Source organism: Lacrimispora brassicae (assembly GCF_054772055.1).
In genome coordinates, this window is sequence record NZ_BRYH01000064.1 from 1 (window position 1) to 24,031 (window position 24,031).

The 24,031-nt window shown below is 42.8% G+C and carries 17 protein-coding genes and 2 pseudogenes; 4 read left to right on the forward strand and 15 right to left on the reverse strand.

The annotated features are described in order from the left end of the window. From ACYVD3_RS27120 to ACYVD3_RS27135, 4 genes and pseudogenes are all read right to left on the reverse strand, one after another. On the reverse strand, positions 1-380 hold a 380-nt coding region (locus ACYVD3_RS27120; protein WP_460645626.1), incomplete at its 3' end, for an ATP-binding cassette domain-containing protein. Positions 381-384: 4 nt separating this feature from the next. After that, positions 385-2,163, reverse strand: a complete 1,779-nt coding sequence (locus ACYVD3_RS27125; RefSeq protein ID WP_460645627.1) for an ABC transporter permease — start codon at positions 2,161-2,163, stop codon at positions 385-387. A gap of 388 nt (positions 2,164-2,551) precedes the next feature. Continuing rightward, positions 2,552-2,791: pseudogene (locus ACYVD3_RS27130) on the reverse strand (IS5/IS1182 family transposase); the annotation flags it as partial. Positions 2,792-3,152: 361 nt separating this feature from the next. Beyond that, positions 3,153-4,382: an ATP-binding protein gene (locus tag ACYVD3_RS27135; RefSeq protein WP_460645628.1), complete on the reverse strand. Its 1,230-nt coding sequence runs from the start codon at positions 4,380-4,382 to the stop codon at positions 3,153-3,155. A gap of 413 nt (positions 4,383-4,795) precedes the next feature. Between ACYVD3_RS27135 and ACYVD3_RS27140 the strand changes: the two genes are divergently transcribed. Further along, a complete protein-coding gene (locus tag ACYVD3_RS27140) occupies positions 4,796-5,311 on the forward strand; it encodes a winged helix-turn-helix domain-containing protein (RefSeq protein WP_460645629.1) in 516 nt (171 codons plus the stop codon). Here ACYVD3_RS27140 and ACYVD3_RS27145 read toward each other — a convergent pair. Beyond that, complete coding sequence (locus ACYVD3_RS27145) at positions 5,260-5,421, reverse strand: GntR family transcriptional regulator (protein WP_460645703.1); 162 nt, start codon at positions 5,419-5,421, stop codon at positions 5,260-5,262. The genes ACYVD3_RS27140 and ACYVD3_RS27145 overlap by 52 nt on opposite strands. Before the next feature lie 386 nt (positions 5,422-5,807). Here ACYVD3_RS27145 and ACYVD3_RS27150 point away from each other — a divergent pair, with 386 nt between their 5' ends. Next, on the forward strand, positions 5,808-7,022 hold the full coding sequence (locus ACYVD3_RS27150) for an ATP-binding protein (RefSeq protein ID WP_460645630.1): 1,215 nt from the start codon (positions 5,808-5,810) through the stop codon (positions 7,020-7,022). 238 nt (positions 7,023-7,260) lie between these two features. Further along, positions 7,261-7,604: pseudogene (locus tag ACYVD3_RS27155) on the forward strand (transposase); the annotation flags it as partial. A 270-nt stretch (positions 7,605-7,874) separates the two neighbouring features. Here the strand turns inward: ACYVD3_RS27155 and ACYVD3_RS27160 are convergent. From ACYVD3_RS27160 to ACYVD3_RS27175, 4 genes are all read right to left on the reverse strand, one after another. After that, the gene (locus ACYVD3_RS27160) at positions 7,875-8,372 is read right to left on the reverse strand and encodes a hypothetical protein (RefSeq protein ID WP_460645631.1); all 498 of its coding nucleotides are present in this window, start codon (positions 8,370-8,372) and stop codon (positions 7,875-7,877) included. A gap of 198 nt (positions 8,373-8,570) precedes the next feature. Continuing rightward, positions 8,571-9,059 (reverse strand): hypothetical protein, encoded by a 489-nt coding sequence (locus ACYVD3_RS27165; RefSeq protein ID WP_460645632.1) that lies wholly within the window; start codon positions 9,057-9,059, stop codon positions 8,571-8,573. 105 nt (positions 9,060-9,164) lie between these two features. Further along, positions 9,165-9,806: a DUF5071 domain-containing protein gene (locus ACYVD3_RS27170; protein WP_460645633.1), complete on the reverse strand. Its 642-nt coding sequence runs from the start codon at positions 9,804-9,806 to the stop codon at positions 9,165-9,167. A gap of 71 nt (positions 9,807-9,877) precedes the next feature. After that, on the reverse strand, positions 9,878-10,540 hold the full coding sequence (locus ACYVD3_RS27175; RefSeq protein ID WP_460645634.1) for a hypothetical protein: 663 nt from the start codon (positions 10,538-10,540) through the stop codon (positions 9,878-9,880). Between the two features lie 346 nt (positions 10,541-10,886). Here ACYVD3_RS27175 and ACYVD3_RS27180 point away from each other — a divergent pair, with 346 nt between their 5' ends. Further along, positions 10,887-11,177 carry a VOC family protein gene (locus ACYVD3_RS27180; protein WP_460645635.1) on the forward strand — a complete coding sequence of 97 codons (291 nt, stop codon included), beginning with the start codon at positions 10,887-10,889 and terminating at the stop codon, positions 11,175-11,177. A 375-nt stretch (positions 11,178-11,552) separates the two neighbouring features. Here the strand turns inward: ACYVD3_RS27180 and ACYVD3_RS27185 are convergent, their stop codons facing one another. The 6 genes from ACYVD3_RS27185 to ACYVD3_RS27210 all read right to left on the reverse strand — a co-directional run bounded on the left by ACYVD3_RS27185 (position 11,553) and on the right by ACYVD3_RS27210 (position 24,026). Further along, on the reverse strand, positions 11,553-12,050 hold the full coding sequence (locus tag ACYVD3_RS27185) for a hypothetical protein (RefSeq protein ID WP_460645636.1): 498 nt from the start codon (positions 12,048-12,050) through the stop codon (positions 11,553-11,555). Then, positions 12,037-12,576, reverse strand: coding sequence for a helix-turn-helix domain-containing protein (locus tag ACYVD3_RS27190; RefSeq protein ID WP_460645637.1), 540 nt, complete (start codon positions 12,574-12,576; stop codon positions 12,037-12,039). The genes ACYVD3_RS27185 and ACYVD3_RS27190 overlap by 14 nt, the downstream gene beginning before the upstream one ends. Positions 12,577-12,760: 184 nt before the next feature. After that, positions 12,761-12,901, reverse strand: a complete 141-nt coding sequence (locus ACYVD3_RS27195) for a Maff2 family mobile element protein (protein ID WP_460645638.1) — start codon at positions 12,899-12,901, stop codon at positions 12,761-12,763. A gap of 233 nt (positions 12,902-13,134) precedes the next feature. Further along, positions 13,135-14,607, reverse strand: a complete 1,473-nt coding sequence (locus ACYVD3_RS27200; protein WP_460645639.1) for an SDR family oxidoreductase — start codon at positions 14,605-14,607, stop codon at positions 13,135-13,137. Beyond that, positions 14,608-22,368 carry an amino acid adenylation domain-containing protein gene (locus ACYVD3_RS27205; RefSeq protein ID WP_460645640.1) on the reverse strand — a complete coding sequence of 2,587 codons (7,761 nt, stop codon included), beginning with the start codon at positions 22,366-22,368 and terminating at the stop codon, positions 14,608-14,610. It lies immediately after the preceding gene. Between the two features lie 83 nt (positions 22,369-22,451). Then, positions 22,452-24,026, reverse strand: coding sequence for a (2,3-dihydroxybenzoyl)adenylate synthase (locus ACYVD3_RS27210; protein WP_460645641.1), 1,575 nt, complete (start codon positions 24,024-24,026; stop codon positions 22,452-22,454). Positions 24,027-24,031: the final 5 nt, after the last annotated feature.

The window sequence follows — 24,031 nt, forward strand, 5'->3', positions numbered from 1 at the left end:
TTCGCCTTTTGCGTGAGTTTTTCGGTATTCCTTTTGCCCTCATGGGCGGCGGGGAGGAGGATATTATCCAAAAGATTCAAGTTTTTCAGCATGGTGGGCTGCTGAAAGACAAAGCCCATTTTTGTCCGGAGAACATCCGCAAGCGCGTTTTCACGGAGTTTAGATAGTTCGGTATCGCCAAATTTAACCGACCCGCTTGTAATCTCGTCCATGCCACTAAGCGCAAACAGCAGTGTGGATTTCCCCGAACCGGACGGTCCCATTATGGCAATAAACTCACCTTTTGCTATTTCCACATTTACTCCGTTCAGCACCTTGGCCTGCTCATTACCCCTACCAAATATCTTCACAATATTTTTACCTGTAATAATGCTATCCATGACGTCAAGCCTCCTTAATGTGTTCAGAAATTTTCAATGCCCGAATGCCGGAAACGCCAAGCATGGTAGCGGCGACGACGCAGCCTGCAATGAGCAGAGGCGAAACGAGATAGACAAACCACGGGTTTACCACAAAATCAAAGGTTGTTGCGCCAAAGGATGATATGATTGCCGCGCCGATAAGCTCTCCCAGCGTATTCGCCAGAACTGTGCCTATGATTACACCCAGCACCAGCACGGTGATGGAGCACGTAAGATACTGCCCGCGAATATCCCCACCGGTAAAACCCATTGCTTTCAGTATGGCGATAGGATATCGGTCTTTCGCCACCAGCATTTTTATAAATAGCACTGTGACCAACAGTGTGAGCAGGGCGGTCGCCCCCATAGCTACGACGGAAGCCATTTGTATGGCGTCCCGCATAGAGCCGAACATCTGCTCAATGCTTTCGTCGATGCCGGTAACTTTGGCAAAGGCGAACTGTTCCCTATACTGTGATATAACCGCCTCTACACTCTGTCGATCACGAAACGTGACCGCAATGCTGACGCTCAAAACATCTGCGTTATTTGCGTCAAAAATGGCTTGCGCCGTTCGGCCACCATTGGTGACATCAGAGTAAATCCCACAGACTGTCAGGTGCTTTTCCACGCCGTCAACGATTAAAATGATTTCATCCCCGATGTTTTTTTCAAGGTCTTCGGCATTGAGAACTGAGAGAGCCATTTCCGATTCCGCTTGCGGCGCACGCCCCTTGGAGTAGATGATGGGAAAAGCGGAATAGTCGCCAAATGCCACCCGCAGCTTCTGCGTCGTTCCGTCGTCCGCTTTCCGATCTAACATCCTGCTGGTAAACAAAGCATACTTTTCAACATTCTTATCCTCCGCCAACACATCGGCAACTTCCGCCGCCCTCCCCAGAACATCTTCCACCTGTGTCCGCATCACCCCGATATTAATGTCGCAAATTCCCATGCCCATGTAGGTGATGAAGCTTTCCGCTGAAATGGTGCTGCTGATATTTTGCGGCACAATCATAATAAATGAGGAAATGACCAGCACCATCAGCATGGTGACGTACAGTTTTTTACGGGAAAGAACATCCTTGATTCCAAGAAAAATATTCCGAGAGAAGAGCCTGTTATTGCTCAGCCGAAAGCTTCTGGACGATTTCGATTTTTCCTGCGGCGCACCGAACCGCACCGCCTGCGCTGCGGAAATTTTACGGAAACGCCGCAACACACCGTTTACATACAGCATGGCGACCCCGCAGATTACCGTCGCCCCCAAAAGTCCGCAGAGCACGCCGGGTAACTGGCTTCCGCTTTTCCCCATGTACAGGCGAATGTTTTGCATGAAAGGCGTTTGGAGCGGCAGAGAGGCCAGAAATCCAAGCGCACAGGCTGCCCCCGCGATAGCACCGTATTTCGCAAGGTAGAGCTTTTTAATCTGCGATACCCGCATCCCAACAGCCTTCAGTACACCTATTTCCTTATAATCTTCTTCAATTTTAGCCAGCAGCGTAAAGTGGATGCACAAAAACGCCACGATGATGACAAGGAGGCCTATCAACACCAACACGGCAATCATAATGCCGTCCGTAATGCCATTGATCATTTTTACTTGCGTGTAAGTGATCGCGGGCGGGCCGTTTGCCGGAAGCCCCGCATCAAGATAGGCTGCCTCGAAAGCCGGGAAGGGAACGTCCTCTGCCAGTTGGAACTCAATCAAGTATTCTAACTGTCCAAACTCACGAACTCTTTCAAAGTCCCTTTCGCTCATAAGGAACCGCTTGGAGCTTACCAGCGCCGCGTTCATGAGAGAATCCCGTAAAAATCCCGCTACGGTGAAGGCGATGTTGGAGTCAAAGTAAGAGACCATCTTCTTTTCGGGAGGATGGTCTCTTTTATCTCTATTCCATATATTGTTCTTTCTCTGTGTTTAAAGAAATCGTTAGAGTGAAAAGTTCACTACATAGGCCATGATGACACATACCTTATGTCATCAAGAGAACGCATTACTCCCTTGGCGGCAGGGTATGTGTTTTTCATTTCACCGTAAAGCACTGCACATAGAGATGCTGGCATTCATGGTCGGCAATTAGATTAGTTTTCACAAAGTAATCAGTAAGGATTTTCTGCTATTCCTCCGGCAGTGTTTTGACAATGTCATAAGCCTGAGTGCTGAGTGCGTATACCAAAATCTTGAACATCAGCTTGGGTTCGACTGCAGGTTTTCTCCCTTCCGGGGAGTATGCCTTATAAAGACTGCTATAGTCCAATTCCTCCAATATGTGGCTTAACAGGCAAACCGATTCATCATTTGGAATCAATCCTTCCAAATTTAACGGAAGAACCAGTTGATAAGTATCGGAGAATTCGATATAATCTTTAATAGTATGTTTTATTATTTACATAATTAATTATACCATGGATGGCAGGTTCTTCAGAACCTGCTTTTCTGTTTTTAGGCATAAAAATGGAGCTGTTGCAAAAGTAGATTACTCAATTTACTTTTGCAACACCCCCCTCCCCGCTACAACAAATCATCAAATCAAACGACCATAGGGAAAATATTTCCCTAACGGTCCTTGAACAAAAAATCGAACTCCGCCTTGTCAGGAGAACTCCATAGTACGGAGAAATTCTATTGGAGACCAATGTTTGCATGATGTGGCTTTCGGCCAACACACCCTTGAATCCATTAAAAACCAGTGGCTACACTGAGCCCATATTGGCGGTAATATTTAATCCAGAGCAGCCCAGTATCTTCTATATCCCCCAAATCGGCACAATCAAATTCTGGCTGTCAAACGCTGATAACCTATCCGTTGTGCAAAGTACCGCCCCTGTGCCACGCTCCAGAGAAGCCTTATCAATCACACCGAATACTCGGGTGAGCTGGCTTTGGGGCGTAGCCGTTTTTTTGATTTCCATAGGGTACAACCTGCCGCTGTCTTCCAACAAAATATCTATCTCCTTGGTATCTTTGTCACGATAGTAATAAATAAAAGCTTCTCGACCGCAGTTCTGATAGCTCTTGACAATTTCAGATACCACAAAATTCTCAAGAATCGCACCGCTCATGGCACCATTCATCAGGGTATCGCTATCGCTCCATTTGGTCAGGTATGCCACCAAACCACAGTCGTAGAAATAAAGCTTTGGTTTCGTCACCATGCGTTTGAGCATATTGTTGGAATATGGGTGGAGATAAAACACAATACCCAGTCTCTCCAAAATCCTAAGCCAGTTTTTAGCGGTAACTTGGTCAATCCCGGCAGCATCAGAGATGGTCTTATAATTCACCATCTGCCCACACAGGGCAGCAGCAGCCGTGATAAAGTCCATAAATTTAAGCGAATCAATGGCACCAGATATCTCTTTGACATCCCTGTCAATATAGGTACTGATATAGCTGGAATAAACGGCCCGATAATCACGGTACTGCCCACTGATGAGGGCAGGCATACCGCCTTTAAAAATACGCTCATAAAGTGCAGGAGTATCAACAGGAGTTCGCTCCTTTATCCGCTGTGACAGCTTCTCCAAATCCAGCACAAAAGGTACTGAGGCAGTACCGTAAATTTCAGCCTGTGACATCGGAGCCATATGGAGCAGGCCGACACGCCCGGCCAGGGATTCCTGTATTCCCTCCATCAGTTTGAACACCTGGGAACCTGTCAGCCAGAAATCACCGGCACGATGGTTCTGGTCAACATGTATTTTAATATAGGTGAACAGCTCCGGTGCATACTGTACCTCGTCGATAAACACCGGAGGTTTGTGAATTTGCAGAAACATCTTCGGGTCATTCTTTGCCATTTGACGCTCAGTCAAATCGTCCAATGTAACATACTCCCGCCCTATGTTCTCCTCTGCAGCCAGCTTTTGCAGCATGGTAGTTTTTCCGACCTGTCTTGGACCGGTGAGCAACAAAGCAGGAAACTCCTTGGAAAAGCGGAGAAATGTATTCTCCATTGCTCTGTGTATATAATTCATAAAATCACCTCTTCGTCTAAAATGAATGTTTATTATATTATAGCCGATATACAGCGTGTGGTCAATGTGATTTCGGCTATTATTTGTATTAATTATATTTTAGACGAGATTGTTCGTGTATATACCACTAAAAAAAGAGCCCCCAACGTTGAGATACCGTGGGCCCCTTTTGCTATTTCTACTGGTCAAGTTTTTATACTTATAGATAAATCTCCGCAAACAGCTTACTTGCCAGCTAAAAACCTTCATAAATACCTGCGTTTCATCAAGAGAACAAAGATGCATGTTTTGAGAAATGAACTCCTCCAGCAGCGCTTTCATCTCCGGGCACAGTTTGCTTTCAAGCTCCTCATAGGCTTTTGTAGCCAGATGATTTACCTCGTCATATCAAACCGTTTTCAAAGGATGAACTGTTGGCACGGATACGGGCTTTTTCATGGCGTTCCGACAGTCTGAGGACAAGTGATACGGTTTGCGTGGCTTCCCTTTGTCTGGATATGCGCTCCTGGGAAGTGTCCGCAGGTAGGTCGAAAACAAAACTGACTGTAACAGAAGCACAGCTTTTGGAACTCCTTATGGGCAACCAAGGGCAGGTCTTGACAAAGGAACAGATTTTGGACAGGATTGGGGGCTTTGCTAAAGAGTTTGAGAAAACGGTTCATACTATTCAGCGTTTTGGTTATCAGCAGTATTTTTATCGTTCTTGGATTGCTGGTGTACATAGGGCCTACCAACCGTTTGAGCGCACAACAATTTATTACGACAATCCTCTTTGCAATAGGCTTGGTATTTGCCGGAAGCTGGCTGTTATCCAAAGCGGCCATTCGCCCTATACAAGAGGCTTGGCAGAAACTGCGTTTTTGTGCGGTTCAGCTCATTATTTTTTCAAAATAAGTCTGTTACCGGTGTTGCTCCCATTCTCCCAATAGCGAACTTCTCTTTCAATGAGTCCTGCTTTCACCAGATCATACAGGGCGCGTTTGACGGTACTGCGGGATAGCTGTAAATCGGCGGCAATGGTTTTTACCGCAGGCAGCAGTCCGGGCTTGTTCCTCTACGGCATAGGGCTTTCCGAAGCGGATACCCCAATCAAGAAACAGTCGTAGCCTTTTTTCATGGAATGGGTGCCGGTTTTCATGACAACAAAGTTTCCCTTGGGAATGGATTTCAGTTCATCCGGCGTCATGAGAGGGCGCTGTCGTTATGAAAGCATCTGAATCGTAGCAAGCTGATTTCTTATTTTTCTTGTAACGCACTAACATAATTTCCTCCGGCTCTTTAACTGAATTTTGGTTTATAATGATGAACTTTGTAGAAATATAAATTTCATAAGTTATATCTTTCAAAATTCAATAAATTAACTTGAATTAAAGGTGTGCCTGTGATAACATAAGTATCAGATATGGTAAAGGAGGTTTTTAATTTATGATTAATCGAGAATTATATATGAGCCGCATACGTCCCTTTATCGGAAATGAACTTATTAAGGTTTTAACCGGCATCCGCCGAAGCGGAAAATCCGTCATGCTGAATTTGATTCAGCGAGAACTGGTCGCCTCCGGTGTAAATGAGAATCAGTTTATTTCTATCAACTTTGAGAATATGAGCAACGCACACCTTTGCTTTGCTGAGGCACTGCACGGGGAGATCTCTCGGCGGGTAAATGGCATTCCTGGTAAGACATATCTGTTTTTTGATGAGATTCAGGAAGTCGCTGGCTGGGAAAAGTGTATCAATTCTTTTCGGGTGGAATTTGACTGCGATATCTATATCACCGGATCAAATGCCAAGCTGCTTTCGGGAGAGCTGGCTACCTACCTTGCGGGGAGGTATGTAGAGTTTGTGATTTATCCCTTTTCCTTTGGAGAGTTTTCAGAGCTGTACCATACCGTTTTTCCTGACTCTGATTCAAGAGGGATGTTTACCCGGTACCTGATCGACGGCGGGATGCCTTATTTAAGCAACCTTCGTTATGCCGAGCAGCCGAGCCGCCAGTATTTGCAAGACCTCTACAACTCCGTTGTCCTTAAAGATATCGTAAAACGCAACAGCATCCGAGATGTTGATCTGCTGGAGCGTATCATCGCATATATTACGGCAAATGTCGGGACGACTTTCTCTGCTACGGCAATTTCAAAATATCTCAAAAGCGAGGGGCGCACTGTAGCTCCGGAAACAATTTTAAACTATATCAAGGCTTGCGAGGATGCCTTTCTGTTCTACCGTGTCCGCAGGCAGGATTTGCAGGGGAAGAAGATTCTCACTGTTAATGAAAAATACTACATTGCTGACCACGGAATCAGGGAGGCTGTTTTCGGCGGCAATATGAAGGATATTAACCTCGTTTTTGAAAACATTGTGTATATGGAACTCCTGCGGCGAGGGTATAAGGTTACAGTTGGAAAAGCAGGAGAAAAAGAGATTGATTTTATTGCTGAAAAGCAAACTCAAAAGCTATATGTTCAGGTGGCCTATCTACTTGCATCTGAGGAAACGATCCAGCGTGAATTCGGGGCATATGATACGATCAAAGATAACTTTCCCAAGTATGTTGTGTCATATGATGAATTTGATATGAGCAGAGATGGTATGAAACACATGAATATACGCGAGTTCTTGTTGTTTGAGCAATGGAATTGAGTTTGTGTTTTCTGCTTTTGAAGAGAACTGCTATAAACAAATGCCCGTCATGGTTTACTCTGCCAAGACGGGCATTTGTTCAGTTTTTTGATTTTCAGCTCGTGGCTGTTCCTTTTGATTTTTGTGCCTGCTTATCATGCCTTTGCACTTTTTTATTTCAAAATCTATCTATGAATATTTTACAATCCATTTTTACTGACTATTATGAACATATCATTCATGAGCTAAAGCCCAGGCGTTCCATTGTCCAAAACACAGAACATATATTTCTCAATACATTCCCGCCATGGATTTCATTAAACGGCTTATCATTCATATCCCGGAAAAACATTCCAAGATACTCCGCTATTATGGGATTTATGCCAAGCACCATAAACAGGAGAAAACACTACGTAAATGTACCTCTCCTGAGAAACAAAAATTTCTCTTTCAGCACTTGGACTGGTGCAGCTCCATTCTTTTGTTTTTCGGATACGATCCACTAAGCGGCCACAAATGCGGAACTTCTATTTTGGCTCTGGAAGTATACCATAAAAAACTGCACTATTTTAACGATTCTGGAAGGTCCAAGGATATGGATAAATCCATGACTCCCGTCATTTTTAAAATCGTTAAATAGTGCAGTCAACACTCGAACCAAAAAACTTCATAAATAACATCATCGAAAAGTCACACCTTCACTCTTTTACCATGCCATTTTTTATTTCAAATCCATCATACAATATTTTTTGTAATTTGAGAAGTTTTCTGTAAAGTAAAAACGGGGTAAATTGTATCCCTTTTTCAATGGAGAGCGGATTTTTATCCCACTGCCATTCTTATGATAAAGTGCAACACCCACTAATGCTTATTTTATTGGGTAATTTGCTTTTTCAGCTTCTCAAGATGCTCATCGAACAATTTTTTATGCGGCAACTGTTGAGCCATTTCAAGATAGTTCAATGCCATTTCTTTATTACCTAAATCATAAAGAAGTGCTGCTAAAAAAGAGAAAAAAAAGCTCTTATTATTATCCGTATAAAGATTATCCGGATTAACTTTCTTGGTTATTTCATATGCTTCGGAAATACAAGTAGAATCAGCCAAAATTACATTAACAGCTTTTGTCCAATAATAAAATGCTTTTCTAAAAGGCAATAGTGTCATTGGTATCGAAATATTTAGAAAAAAATTAGAAAGCTTTGTTTTTTTCATAGCGCTCAATATAAAAGCTAATCCAACCATACCAAATAAAAAATACCAAAGTATATACAGTATTATAGCAAGAAGTGTAAAATTTACGCAATAGAGAAACACGACACAAAATAATATCACAAAAGAAGAATATTCACTGATTAATCGTTTCTTCACAAAAACATCCACCTTTACATTGTATTTATATTATATGGATTTCCTACTTGCTGCTGGCATTATCCCAAGATGGAAAACCGGATTCTCTTACGATAACCCCAGTCGCATATCATCGTTCTTTATATCATTATGTACTGTTTCAATTTCATTCTCACGAGCATCAACAGTTAGATTAAACTCTTTAATAATAAGTGTATTCTAATAATGGGCGTGAATAACTCTCCACCTTTCACCTGTTGTATGCCATAAGCCGTTTCCAATTTCTTCAGAAAAATCTTCAGGAGAAAAGTCTTCTCTTGATGTATCGGGATAGACTTCAATCATAGTTTTATACATTCCTTGCGGAAAATGATAATCAAGCTCATGCAAGGTTGTATCCCTATTACAGCATGGTGTAATCACCTTGATATTGACAAAGCCTTGCCCATCTAAATATGCTGCATCCATAGCATCACCCCACCAATCATTAAGATCTTTCCTGCAAAATGGGCATGATACAGTTTCAAAATCACTACCGGCATCAGCAAATTCCACTACATAATTCTGTATGATTTCAATTTTATTCCCATACCAATTAAGCCCTTTGATTTGTTCAATCTCATATGGTTTTAATGCAAAACTAAGTTTTTCAGGAATAAATCGAATAGAATAGTCCGACGTAATAAACACCTCACTTTTAATATTCAATCCTATACACATTATAAATAATGTGCATATATATTCTTTCCACGAATACACATACTGGTTACTCTACGACCTGCTTTCTTTGATGGTAGTATCCATGTTGTCAATTTATTCTCCGTCATATAATCTTTTATTTGGCAATTGAATCTCTTTAAACATAAACTGCAATATTTCTTCATCTGAAGCTGTTTCTGGAGAAAAAATAAATATTAATTTTTTCTTTCCAGAATGTTCAATCATAATGTTATTTCTTCTTTGTCTTATAACTTTATACTTTGTGGCTCCATACATCAATTCATGAATCCGGTTGTCTTTGCCTTCATTTCTTTTGCTAAATTCTAATTCATGACCATTTTTACCTACCCGTTCTATATAGTCCAAAAGTTCTTTTGCCTTTATATCTACTTCTTCGCATTTTTCACCTGGGTTTGGATTGTAGGCCAATCTTTTTATATCGTCTTTAAGTAATATAGCTGTTTCCATGGGAAATTCTCCGATTAAATCTATAACCCAATATTTCCATATATCGTCATCTGATTCAAATACATCCCGAATATGAGGTATTAATTTTTTGTGGAATCTTGGTAGAATTTGTATTATTTCCTTAGCTACTGGCCAATTCATATCTTGAAGCCAGTTTAAGAGATTTGCTAAAATCGGTATACAGTCCTGTATACTTACAGTCTTTAATTCCTCAACAGTAGAAAAATCAGACTTGTCCTTTGGTATGAGTCTTGTTATGTCTTCCATGATTTGCATCTCCCATGTTCTCTTTTCACATAATCTCAGACATTTGATAAAATAGCAGCAATTCGAAAATATCATCTCACAATAATAAAATTTTCTTCATTTTTACTGATATAATAATGAGATACAAAGCAAAATTCATCAATTCCTATAGCAGCATACAATTCTCGAATCATTCGATATCCTAATTTGTCCTTTTGATAATTTGGGTAAGTTAAAATATGTTGTATCCTCTCACAAACATCCTGCTGAAAGCCAAAGAGTTGAAATTGCTTAATCTGCTCTGCGCCGATTCCTGAAAAGAAGGATTGAATTCTTTCTTCTACCTCAGCAGAATGTTTTTGAGTCTCTCTTTCAATATTTTTCATAACTTCATCATCAAACAATCTATCCATATATTCCTCACCATATAATTGCTGTCCGAGTTGAAAAACAAATTCTGATTCGACTCCATAATTAATGCCAAAGGTGAAAGCCAATTTTTTGCGATGTAGGATTCCAAGTTCAAAACCATGATCCTCGGCGTTTACAATATGCATTAGAGGAATATGTTCGGATAGGTTCAAAACTGCTTCAGAATAATCTGCCTCTGATATGTGATTGCAAAGATCGCTTTCTGACAGTCTGCAAAGCCACAAATCATTTAACTGAATCAGATATGTGTTCTTTTCCATGTATTTTAATACATTTTCTTTATGACATGTCTGAATCATAATGCCAGATGAAAACTCACTCATTTTGTTTTCCCTTCTTATTTATGGACAATATAGTACAATATGTAAATTTCTACGTTGACACGCATTATCCCAAGGCGGCGAAGGTCGTGTGTTACCATATCTCCGAACATTTTACAATTGATGGTTTAATTATAGCATACCATTATTGATTTACACAAATAGAAATACAGGATTCTTATTATTCGAATAAATTACCGTATACTTCATAGGAAATTAAGATAAAAGCTCGAAATTTGTCGCATAAGTATGGCTGAGGTCATGGAAGCTGTTTTTTTGAGACCAGCTTTTTCAAGCACCCGGCCAAAGTGTTCCGTTACATAGTTGGGCTGCAGGAGAACATCTTCTATTGCCCGGGTATGATAAAGAACACCCGACGCTTGAAATATTTTCCTATGACCAGCTAAAAGAAATTGTACCCGCAGAAATTAACCGTCCCGGGATTGCCCACTTAGCTTTTGAGGTAGACGATGTGGAAGCGACTTTATCAGAAATTATTAGTGCCGGGGGAAGCAGTGTTGGGGAGTTGGTTACTGCAACATATCCCAACGACTTAGAAGCGGTATTCGTTTATGCGAGAGACCCGGAAGGCAATATTCTTGAATTGCAAAGTTGGAGAAAAAAGTCAACTTCCAAATAATTGGAGGAACAATTCCGATTTATAAAGTGAGTGTCAGGAGTACCTGTCATATGCTTTTTTGAAGCATATGACCTACTCCGGTACTTTCCGCTCCGCAGCAAAGTATCGCCGGGGTGGGCAGCCTAATGGCCGCTATCAAGCCGCTATCAACGCTATCCATTTTTAGCAGCTTGTTGCATTGATCTAAACCGGCATAATAAAACACGATAACATTCCTTCTTAATACCACCGTGTCTGATAAAAAGGGCGCAACAAACCAAGCCCTCTAAATAGAGAACAGCGGCTTTGATTTCCTCAAAACTGCTTTTATAGTGCAATTATTCCCCGCCGAATAACATTTTTCCCCCTTGGACATTTCATTGTTCGTATACATAGCTATTTGTTAGGGATTGATGGTATCGGTCTTTCTGGCCGCTCTGGCTGTTTCACTAATTTTTGATCTGTCACAAGAGTAAGTTTTCCGCTTTTTGCATCGTCACTGGAAAAGCGTAGCGTATAATAGGAATAAGGCACTAAGTCAGTAACTTCAAAGTCTATTGTTTGGGCCTTGACATTTGAATAGGTTTCGCTGTAAACAATGCCGCTATCGTCATCTGAAACCACAGAAATTTCCGCAGTACCTTCAACACCTATCTTGCCGGAAAACATAATACTGTTAATTCCGTTCTCCGTATAAATTATTGTTTCGCGGTTAAAACCAACCTCTGTACCGCTATCAATAATAAAATCAAATCTTGTACCTTCTCCATTTGACAAATGAAATTGTTCAAACTGTAAAGCATTTGAAATAAGGTAATAGAGCAACGTGCCAGCCGCCATAATACAAATCCATGTAATTACGTGTGCTATTATCACTTTATTAGTTTTCTTCATCTTCTGACACTCCCCCATTTTCTGTTTCTTGGCTGATAGAGTTAGGATAATCACGGAGATATTTTTTGGTTATTCTCAAATTTACTTGTATAGCAACCGCAGTCGCAATTAATAAAACAAGAGCCAACCATGCAAAACGTAAATCTTCAACATCTGTAAAGATTTCAATATACGGCAAATGAAGAAAAGCGAAGATGGCCAATGCCACAACATATATAAATGCACAGCTCAATATCCGGTGATTTTTAACGTGCTGTTTTTGAAATTCTGCTTGTAGCCGTTCTTGCTTTTTCTCAATTGTTTCGGTTCGGATTGCTAACTGGTCTACTTCACTTGTTTTTAGCAAATAGTCAGTTGTCACATTAAACACTTTGCTTAATTCAATCAATCTCTCCATTTCTGGCGTTGACTCTCCCGATTCCCATTTAGAAATAGATTGACGGGAAACACCTGTCTTTTCGGCTAACTGTTCTTGGGACATGCCGTTGGCCTTTCTTAACTCAAATATTTTTTCTGATAAATTCATTTAATAGCCTCCTTTTCATATATGATTTTACTATAAATCACACGTTCAGGCTATATAGACAGCTTTACAAATCTGTCAACCACCACGGGCACATGCGGTTGCAATCTAATATATCCATTTTTTATATCCATTTTTTCGTCTGTTGGCTACCTATCCCATGTTTTTGTATCCGGTAGCTGCTTCCTTATGCACCCTGCCCATTTGTGCCGGGATTGTCGCTGCCGCACCCCTCAAAAAAATTGATAACACCCCAAATGACAAGTCCTGCACCGAGGACAATAACAAGAATCTGCAATACATCCACTGCGGAATTGAAAAATGACATAAATATTTACCTCCATAATTTTAATTTTGTGGTTGATTGTGAACATAAGAAAAGCACCTGCAAAAAATCAGCAGGTACTTAACCTAAAAATGAAATATTTCACTGTCTTCTTAACAGAGAGCACAGCACGTTTCAAGGTGGATTTTCCTGGTTGACATGCTATTTCTCTGTACAAATTACTACTTTAAAATCTCTTTGGGACTCAACGGCGGCGTCATCTGCCAGACATATCCTCAGCAGAATCCTTCCTTTTTCGCCTGCTCACAAGCCCTCTCTACCATCGCTGCATCCGGGGTATTCCAGGCCATTCCAAGCTGCTCCAATGCATTGATGGTTTTTTCCATACAAATGTTATATTGGTTCTTGCCGATCCAACTGATAATTTCACAGTGAAACGCCAGTTCATAAAAATGCTCCCGTTTAGACGGATCGGTCTGCTGGTAATAAGAAAAAATCTCATCCACTGACATCTCTTTCAAAGAAGCATCCCATTGCTTTCCTCTCATCAATTTTAAAATCTCTCCAATGGGCAATGGATTTGGATTGATTACATGATAAATCTGATTGATGTCCTGATTGCTGAACATTAAACGGACTATGGCCTTACTGACCATATCCACATTTGATATATCCATGGGCCGCTTAATATCTCCAGGAATGATCCCCAGCTTATACAATGCCCGGTAAAAGATATAAGCCGTACTCTGCTCCATATTCTGTTGATATCTTCCTGTTTGAGAATCAAACAAAATACCGCTCATACGGTAAATCGTGCTTTCAATCCCTCCTCTTCTGGCACTGATCAACCGCTGTTCCGCCTGGTATTTGGAAGACAAATACTGATTATTCAGGGGATGCGCTACCAGTTCATCATATTCTGTAAAAAGTGTTTTCGCATTTTCTCCCTGCTCACCATAGGCGATTCCTATTGTAGACATATGGTGAACCGCCTTTTTACACCCCGTTGAAGCAAACGCCAGAACCGTTTCCACTGTTTTTACATTAATGGAGGCAAAATCATCATTTTTACCCATATGTTTCACTAATGCCGCAGAATTTACTACAGCATCCATGGATTGAGCCAGGGTCCCATACAGATCTGCGGAGATCCCCATATATTTTTTTGTCAAATCTCCATTTACAATCTCTATCCTGTCCTCATACTGCTCATAAGAACCACCGCCAAAATAATATTCATACTGTTTCCTCAGCCTTTCAGCAGCATCCGACTGTCCGCGGACCAGGACAACTATCACTGCGGCAGTCTGAACCAACAGTTGATTCAGCAGGTAAATACCTAAAAATCCGGTGCCCCCCAACAGCAGGACCCGGCGGTATTTATCGAAATCCGGCTTTACCTGGTTTTGTCCGGCATAAGCTGACCGATACTCTTCCAGCTCACCGGCTGAAACCTCTTTTAATTCTTTAAACTGTAAAATATCCTTGAGATTCTGTTTCATGGCCTCCTGATTTTCCCGTAAGCATCCAGCAATATGCCTGACCGTCATTGCAGCAAAAACATCGTCAATATCCAGTTCAAAATGCTGGCTCAATTCAGAAATCACTTTTATTGCCCCCAGAGACGTCCCTCCCACATCAAAAAAATCATCTTCCAGTCCAAACTGTTTATGCTTTAAAACCTTACCCCATATTTCTGCCACAATTTCCTGATATGGCGTTTCCGGCAACAGTCCTTCTTCTTTCATCTATATCTCCCCTTCTATTTCGCCTGCGCACCTTGTTACTTTTTCCTGAATCATACGGCTCAAATTTCTGACAGTATTGGCTGAAAAAATATCCTGCAAAGAAATTTCCGTATCATATTTCTTGATGAGCCGGTTCATGCTTTGAATTGCAAGGAGGGAATCACCGCCGATTTCAAAGAACTTATCAGTCACACTGATGGAATCCAGCCGCAGCATCTCTTTCCACATTTCTGAAATAAAAGCTTCCATTTCATTTTCAGGCGCTGCAATTTCCTTACTTTCTTCCATACCCATTCCGGTAAACTCCAACAGACCTTTTCTGTCAATTTTCCCATTGGCCGTAACAGGAAGTTTTGGCAATACTACAACGCGATTGGGAACCATATATTCCGGAAGCTGTTTGGAGAGAAATTCTGACAATGTTTGGGTATCAATTGCTTTCACACTTTCTTTTGCCTTAGCCGCATAAAGATACCTGCCATAAACAGGCACAATCCCGTCGTGGTCACAGAATAAATCAATCAATTCCATTTTGCAGATGTTCAAATGGCGGTTCCATTCCTGCTGATCGAAAAAGGGTATCTCCGTTTCCTTCCGCTGGTCTGTAAAACGGCTGAATCCGTACTCATACAGCCCTGCAATATTTAAGTCAAAACAATTCATCTTTGTATTCTCAACAAAGAACAATACTCCTTCCGGCAGCAATAACTCCTTGATGTTCTCAAGTGCAGTATTGATGTCCCCAGCTCTGTGCAGGGTGTTGTCTGCCAGTATAATATGAAACTTCTGACCTTTTGTAAACTGCATTCGGGCTGGTTTATTCATATCAAATATTTCAAAATGGATTCCCTGATGCCGGCATTCTTTTTCTGCCAGGAAAAACTTTGACTCGTCACAATAGGTGTAATCCCACTTCTCACTTTCTTCATTTTTCAGGACTTCTTCCAGCATATTTCCGAATCTGGTTCCAATCTCCAGGACAGCTAATTTTTCTCCTTTGAAGAACCTATCAGTATATTGTTTCAATAAAAGATTCAATACATCGTAATAATACTGATTGATCTGCTGATAAAAATTCAGTTTCTTTAAAGCCGCTGTAAAATCCTGATCAAGGAAAAGTGAAATAACCTCCTTTTTTCCCTCCAGCACCTCCAGATAAGTCTGCTTCGTTCCCAAATAATATTCTGCCAAAGCTTTCATTGATGCCGGCAGTTCCCAAACCCTTTGAGAGGCCAGTGACCACTGTCCACATGTCTGGCTGCAGCGGAAGATTTCCTGTCCGCTATTTTCCTGTAAAACTGCGCCTGCCTGTTTCAACTGTTCCAGCCACTGTCTGAAAAGCGGCTGGAAACGCCGGTCTGTTTTCCTTTGAAGCATCCGGTCTGCAAATGAAAATTCATCTGTGTCATCGGTTAACATGCCAAGTTCTCTCAGAAAATCAGCCGCTGCACAAATACTCACAAAATTCATCTCTTCCAGCATCCTATGGACTGCATCCATATTCTCCTTTAGCGCCATATCCGAAGCAATATCAGTGATATCACCATGATCGGCCATCTTTAACTCACAATGGTCGTAAGGATTCTCTTCCGTTTTTGCCGTTACAAAGGCAAATAACTGCTGCTGCGGGCTTTGATCTGCAATTACTGCCACATCCTTTACATCCCCAAACTTTCCCACAGCCTGCTCAATTTCACCCAGACCGATACGGAATCCTCTTATTTTAATCTGATTATCTTCCCGGCCCAAAAATTCGATGTTGCCGTCAGGCATATATCTTGCCAGATCTCCGGTTTTATAAATCCGCTCTCCTGTAAGAGGATGGGTGATAAATTGTCCGGCCGTGCGTATTTCGTCATTCCAGTATCCTGCGGCCACACCGGCTCCGCCGATATATAGATCCCCGCAGACTCCCACCGGACAGGGCTGCAGTCTGTCATTGTAAATATACAGCACCTGATTGCTGAGGGGTTTTCCATAAGGGATGCTGTTCCAATCCGGAGATACTTCGTTCACAATGTAATAGTTGGACCAGATGGCCGCTTCGGTGGCTCCTCCCAAGCTAACCAGCATGGAAGCCGGGAAAAGTTGTCTTATCCGCTCAGGTAATGTCATGGGAATCCAATCTCCGCTCAACATCACCAGGCGCAAGGAAGCTGCAATCTCCCTAGAACCGTAAAACTCTGCCAGCATGCTCATAAAAGCCGGGACTGTATTCCAGATACTGACCTTCTGCTGTTCCAGCACAGTCACCCAATGGGCTGGATTTTTAAGCTGTGCCTGCTCCGGAATCACGACAGCCCCTCCGGCTGACAGCAAACCAAAGATATCGTAGACCGACAGGTCAAAATTTAAATTGGAAAGGGCAATGCTCCGATCCGTCTCCGTGACCTGAAAACGCTGATTGATATCAATAATTGTGTTCACTGCACTTTTATGGGTAACCGTAACACCTTTGGGTTCTCCGGTGGACCCGGATGTATAAATAACATAAGCCACGGCTTCCGGCAGCACCGGATCAAAAGAAGATGCTTTTGTTTCTGCATAATTAACGGTATCCACATCAATCCATTGCCCGGCCTTGATTCCCTCTTTTTTAATCCAGGACTGGGATAACACCAGTTGGGCTCCTGCCCGTTCTAATAGACTGTTAATTCGTTCGCCAGGATGATGAACATCCAGCGGCAGATAAGCTGCACCTGTTTTCATAATAGCCAGGGCTGCGATTACCTGTTCCATTCCTTTTTCCATATAAATGCCGATCAGCGGTTTGCTGTTTTGTCTGAGACGGATCTCAGCAGCCGTTCGGTCCACACAGCTTTGCAGTTCCCCATAAGTAATTTTCAATTTTTTATAAATGACCGCAATATTTTCAGGTGTTTTTGCGCATTGACGCTCAAATAATGAAACAAGGGTATCATCAGGAATCAATGCCTTATTTACATTCTCCTGCTCAAACTCTTTAATCCGGGGAATGGTGACCAGTTCTATATCCGGCTTTTCCCAGTTTTCTAAATGTTCATATAAACTGTCAATGAGTGTTACATATGCATGGAACATTTCCGAAATCATCCCTTTGGGGAACAGTTCTTTTACATAATCCCATATCAGAACCAGATCGCCTTGCTCCTCTGTCACCTGATGATCCAGCCATACCTGAGGCGTTTCTGAGCTGCTGTAAATACGGTTTTCGAACCAGTTTTTGTGATTATCCCCGTTTAACTGCAATCCCAGGGAACTGGTAAATACAACCGGCATCATGACTCCCTGCTGACTTTGATAATATTTTCCCAATTCACGCTGAACAGAAACACCGCAAAACAAAGGATGTTCTAAATCAGCCAGAAGCTGTTTCTGTATTTTTTTACAGCGTTCCGTAAAGGAACCGGTCATTTCTGTCTCCATATCAATTTCCAATAGAGTCAGGGAAGTAAAATCCCCCACCACTTCATTGATTTCAGGATGAACCGGCATCCGGTTAAACCGTGTCAAATTAATGGTAAACCTTTGATGTCTGCTCCAGGCTGCCAGAATTTCTGCATATGCGCCGATCAGAAATACCGATGGGGTAATGCCGCCTGTTCTGGTCAGATGGGTCTTGATTGTTTCCCATTTTTCAGAAGGAAACCGGTGCTCCACATGGGCAAAGGTGTGAACCGCAGCTTCCAGGGTGGGTAATTCCGGTGCCGGCGGGAGGCTGGAAAGACGGTTGATCCAATATTCCTTATCCTGCCTAAATGCCGGTGTCTTTCTCATTCGCTCCACTTCTAATACATAGTCTCTGAATGTGACAGCCGGACGGTGTACAGAATACTCATCCTGCTGATACATCCTGCTGATCTCCCGGAAGAAATAGAAGATGCTCCATCCGTCGAAAATAATGTTGTCAAAGCAGAGATGCAGACGAACCTTTTTCTCCGGCAGCACTGAAATCCTGATATCAAACAGCGGCCATTCTTCCGGATGAAAAACACGGTGGGACAATTCCTGACGGATCTGTTCCATATGACTGTCAATCCGTCGGCTGTCCATTTCTTCCAAATGATATTCTTTCAGTTCATAAGGCGGGATCTCCTTCAAAACCACCTGCCGCTCCCCGTCACTTAAAATTACCGCCCTCATCATATCGTGACTGGATAAAAATCCATGGAAAGCCTGTTTAAATCTGGCAATTTCAAAATCGTTATTTTCAATTTCAAAATAATAATGGGTGGATACCTGACCTAAGTCATAAACTCCCTTACGTCCAATCCAGTACGCCTTTTGAATTTCAGTCAGCGGAAATGGCTCAAATCTGCCTGCCGGATCTGTTTGCAATACAGAATCCTGATTTGACGGAATAGTTTTTTGGCCATCATCCTGCCGCAGCATTGTCTCCAGCAATTCTGCCTGTTGGGAAAATACCGGCTGTTCAAACACATGTTCCAGCATAAATGACGCACCAAACCGTTTCCGTATTTCAGCCGTCAGTTGTGTGGCAATCAGTGAGTCTCCTCCCAATTCAAAATAAGAGTCATCCAAATAAATTTCCGGTTGTTTTAAAATTCCTTTCCATATCTTAGCAAGCGTTTTCGCTGTTTCTGTTTCCGGCAGGCTTTTTTCTTCTTCCGGCTGGTGCGGTTCTGTGATTTCCAGTGTTAATAAATGCTTTCTGTCTACTTTTCCATTTTGATTTAACGGCATCTGTTCCAGGTAAATAAAATGCTTTGGGATCATATACTCCGGAATATGGTGTTTCAGCGTTTTCTTCCATTCATTGGAATCAATGCCGCAGTTCTCTCCTGTGAGAAATGCCAGCAGCTCTTTTTGCCCCGAAGGCAGCTCTTTTGCCAAAACAACAGCTTCCTCTATTCCTGAATGCTTTAAAATGGCGGTTTCTATTTCACCTAATTCAATCCGGTGACCACGGATCTTTACCTGTAAGTCTTTCCGGCCGAGAAACTCAATCCGCCCATCATGCCGGTAACGGCCCATATCCCCGGTCCGATACCAGCGCTCATGGTTATGAAGGATAAACTTTTCCTCTGTTAGCTCCGGCTCACCCACATATGACAATGCCAGACCATTGCCGCCGATCCACAGTTCTCCTGGTATCCAGTCGGGACAAGGACGAAGCTTTTCATCCATAATACAGTATTTTTGATTGCTTAAGGGATATCCATAAGGGATAGACTTCCATCCCGGTTCCAGGGGCAGCGTCACTTCATAATAGTTAGACCAGATGGAAGCTTCCGTGGCCCCGCCCATAGACAGCATAGTTGCATTGGGACACTGGTTTTTCATCCGCTCAGGCAAAGTCAGACCGATCCAGTCACCGGAAAGAAAAACCCATCGTAAGGAACTGAGAAAAATCCCTCTGCTCTTAGCCCCGATCAACAGCATATCAAACAAAACAGGAACGCTGTTCCATACTGTGACCTGATATTGATGGATGATATCCGCCCAGCACTCAGCATTTCTCCGCTCCTGATCAGGAATGCAAACAAGTGATGCGCCCATATTTAATGTTCCAAACAGATCATAAACCGACAAATCAAATTCCAGTGAAGAAACAGCCAATACCGAATCCGTCTCATGAATTCCACAGATCCGGTTAACAGCTTCTATTGTATTAACCGCGCCTCTATGGCTGATTTCCACACCTTTGGGCTCACCGGTAGAACCTGAAGTGAAAATAATATAGGCACTGCTGTCCGGTGAAACAGGGTTTGCCTTCTGCTGGGGCAATATGCCTTCACTGTCCTCTATGCATAGCATGGTCACCTGCTCATCAGGTGCAATTTCAGCCATAACTGTGCGTGTTGTCAATACATACTCTGCCTTTGACTTCCGGTACATAATCTTTCTCCGGGAAGAGGGCTGGGTGGGAGCAATGGGAGTATAACAGGCCCCGGCCGCCAGGATTCCCATCACGCCGATCACCTGAGAAATCCCCCGTTCCATGGTGATTGCAACAACAGATCCTGTTTTCACTCCGGCCTTCTGTAAATAAGCAGCGGTTTGTAAACTCTTTTGCACCAGTTCTCCATAAGTCAGTTTTTGCCCGGTTTCTGATTGGATTACCGCTGTTTTCTCCGGATGCTTTTCTGCATATGGAAACACACCGTCTAACAAGGTTTCCATTTCATTAGGAATTTGCAGATTCAGCCGCTGGTCCCGTTTTAACCGGATATCTTCAACTTTCGCCGACGGCAGCACTTGCTGCCAGTCACTGTCCGGTTCTGCCAGTTTTTCAATCCACTCACAGCAGGTGCCAAACATCTGCTCAATCATTCCGTCAGGAAAAAGCTCTTCCACCGCATCCCATCTGATATAGAGTCCTCCGTTATAATCAAAGGTCTGGAAATCAATCCACACCTGGGGAGTCTGGGATACCATAAATTCCAGTTCACCAAATGTCTTTGTAAAACTGTCATCCAACAGCGGTTCCCCTAAATTGCAGGCAAATACCACCGGAGCAATGCTTTTGGCTTGGGGAAAACGCTGCGCCAGCTCCCTTGTCACCTGGACACCGGAATAAGCGGAATATTTAATATCATTGTGAAAGCGCTGCTGAAGCTGCCTGGCACGTTCCACAAAGGTTCTGGTATCACTGCAGTCCACATCCAATAATAAAATATTGGAGAAATCCGCCACCACATCTTCAATCCCTTCAAATTCCGTGTGCCGGTTAAACAGAGGGAGGTTAACCAGAAACCGTGATTTTTCACTCCACCGTTCAAGGACTTCACAGTAAATTGTCAAAAATACCATTGCCGGGGTAATCTGACGCTGGGCGGCCTTTTTCCTGATTATTTCCCATTGTTCCGGGGTAAATCCGGCCTTGTGCGGAACAAACACCGTTTTTTCTATTGTTTCCGGTTCTTTTTTCAGGGGCAGCTCCGGCCCCAAAGGAAGTGTTGGTATTTTCTCCTGCCAAAATTCCTCTGCCTTTTTTTGTGCCTCTGCAGTCTGCTGCTGCACTGCCTCCAAATACGCCCCGAAATTCCATTCCTGATTTACAGCCAGGCTTTCGCCGCGGTACAGTCTTGCCATGTCACGAAGAATAATCTGAAAACTCTGTACATCTGCGGCCAATAAGTCCACGTCAAAGTGAATCCTGGCTTTCCCCTCAGGCAGCAGCGTTAAAGTCAATCCGGCATTCTCACCTGTTTCTACCGATAATTTCCGATGAGACAACGTCTGCCGCAGCTCTTTCAATCCACGGTCCACTTCCTCCAAAGTCCTGCTGCCCATATCACACACAGTAATCTTTTCATAAGGCGAAACAGTTAATACCTCCTGTTTCCCATCTTCCGTAAAACGGGTCCGCAGTGCGGCATGGTGCCTGATCAACTGCTTCCAGGCTTGCCGCAGTTGTTTTTCATCAATGTCCTGACCGGCAATTTCAATATAGGCATGACAGCCGGTATCCCCCAGAACCTGTCCCTTTTTTCGTCCGACCCAGTAAGCATACTGTACATCAGTTAAATCAAACTGCTTTTTTGTATGGTCTTTGGGCAATGCCAGTTTCCTTTCCCCTTCCACGGATTCAGCTTCATTGTATATGGAAAGGAGCCTCCACCAGTCCTGGAACGTAGGTTGTGAAATCAATTCTGCAAAAGTTACCTTTGCACCTCGTTTCCGCCAGTCATTGACCAGACGCATGATTTTCAAAGAATTAATTCCCATCTCAATCAGATTATCCTGATCATGTATGATCTCCGGGTTTATCTTCAGTATTTTTCCAATCTGTATCTTGATATCCTCATATTCAAACACTCTTTCATCTCCTCTTCCCCCCCGATGACCGCAGTCAAAAGGACGTTTCTTAATATTCTCGCATAAATGCAAAGAACCTTTTTTCAATTGACCTTTTTGGCAATTGCCATTTCTGTCAGTTTTTTCTTATCTACCTTTCCCACATTGGTAAGGGGAAAAGCTTCCAGTATGTACAGGCTGTCAAGGCGCTTATAATCTGACAGTCCGGTCTCCTTTAAAAAACTGTTGACGGTCAAAAGATCCAGATCATCCTCCTCGGTAATAATAAAAGCACATGCCTGATGGCCATACATCTTATCAGGAACTCCCACCACACCGGCTTCCTTAATCAGCGGGTGTTCACACAGGCAGTTTTCCAGTTCTATTGGCATGATTTTTTCTCCGGCACGGTTAATCTGCTCTGTAATTCTGCCGGAAACCACAAGATTTCCCTGGGCAGTGATCATTGCCTTGTCACCGGTACGGTAATATCCATCCGCCGTAAAGCTCCGTGCGTTGGCCTCTTCAGAACCATAATAACCGTGAATGGTATAAGGACCTCTGGCAAGCAGTTCGCCATATTCTCCCTGTGGCACACAGTTTCCCTGTTCATCTGCAATCTTGATTTCATCCAGTTCAGAAACCAGCGTCCCCTGAGTGGATAAGATGATCTCATCCCTGTCATCCAGACTGGTCATGGCAACAATGCCTTCTGCCACTCCAAACGTCTGTTGCAGCTTACAAGGAAGTATTTCAAAAATCCTTTTGGCAATGCTCTGTTCCAGTACAGAACCGCCCACCTGCAATACTTTCCAACTGGATAAGTCCCCCTCATCCCACCACTCCAGCATATCCATCAAAAGGTTTACTACCGCCGGCACCATACCGGTATGAGTAACCCGCTGCTGTGCAATCAGCATCAGAAGCTCATCAGGACTGCTGGTTTTAGCCAGAACGGTTTTCCCACCTGATAAAAAGGTCCCCATAATACCGGCATTTCCCAGAGCAAAATTGTGTGCAACAGGCAATGCTGCCAGATATACGGTCTGTTCATCCATCTGGCAGCGTTTGGCTGCTTTTTTCCCATTATATAAATAATCAGCCTGGGTCCTGGGAATTAACTTAGGCGTACTGGTGGTTCCTCCCGAAAGCAATAAAAATGCAAGATCTTCAGGCACTACCGCCTCATCTGCAGGATCTGTTTTTTTACGGTACAACTGCTGAATCGTCTGCTTGTCCTGTTTCTCAGAATCAAATACCACATACTTGATACACGGATATTCCTGCTGCAGCCTGGCTGCCAGTTCTGTATAATCGTAACCAAGATAACTTTCCGCAGCAATATAAGCAGTGGGTTGGGTAAACTGAATCATGTGTTTTAAGTCTGCTTCACGCAGTGATGGAAGCCCCATAATCGGTATGACCCCAATTTTAGCCAGTGCAAATATGGTAAAAATAAATCCGGCTGTATTGGGCAACTGCAGCAGTACATGGTCGCCTTTTTTAATCCCCATTTCCAGATATCCGGAAGCCAGATTCTCAGAATAGTTCAGCATATCCAAATACGTAAACTGCATATCTCCGTCAATAATCGCAATCTTGTCCTGATACTTGGCAGACAATTCCGTCAATTTTTGATAAAAAGTGATTTGTTCAATATCGTATTTTATTTTCATCATAACAG

What these genes read in the sequence shown, in the direction of transcription:
- ACYVD3_RS27135 (WP_460645628.1), bottom strand. Translation starts at nt 4,382, where the DNA reads ATGAATTATATACACAGAGCAATGGAGAATACATTTCTCCGCTTTTCC.
- ACYVD3_RS27210 (WP_460645641.1), bottom strand. Translation starts at nt 24,026, where the DNA reads ATGATGAAAATAAAATACGATATTGAACAAATCACTTTTTATCAAAAA.
- ACYVD3_RS27185 (WP_460645636.1), bottom strand. Translation starts at nt 12,050, where the DNA reads ATGAAGAAAACTAATAAAGTGATAATAGCACACGTAATTACATGGATT.
- ACYVD3_RS27200 (WP_460645639.1), bottom strand. Translation starts at nt 14,607, where the DNA reads ATGAAAGAAGAAGGACTGTTGCCGGAAACGCCATATCAGGAAATTGTG.
- ACYVD3_RS27195 (WP_460645638.1), bottom strand. Translation starts at nt 12,901, where the DNA reads ATGTCATTTTTCAATTCCGCAGTGGATGTATTGCAGATTCTTGTTATT.
- ACYVD3_RS27150 (WP_460645630.1), top strand. Translation starts at nt 5,808, where the DNA reads ATGATTAATCGAGAATTATATATGAGCCGCATACGTCCCTTTATCGGA.
- ACYVD3_RS27175 (WP_460645634.1), bottom strand. Translation starts at nt 10,540, where the DNA reads ATGAGTGAGTTTTCATCTGGCATTATGATTCAGACATGTCATAAAGAA.
- ACYVD3_RS27125 (WP_460645627.1), bottom strand. Translation starts at nt 2,163, where the DNA reads ATGAGCGAAAGGGACTTTGAAAGAGTTCGTGAGTTTGGACAGTTAGAA.
- ACYVD3_RS27190 (WP_460645637.1), bottom strand. Translation starts at nt 12,576, where the DNA reads ATGAATTTATCAGAAAAAATATTTGAGTTAAGAAAGGCCAACGGCATG.
- ACYVD3_RS27170 (WP_460645633.1), bottom strand. Translation starts at nt 9,806, where the DNA reads ATGGAAGACATAACAAGACTCATACCAAAGGACAAGTCTGATTTTTCT.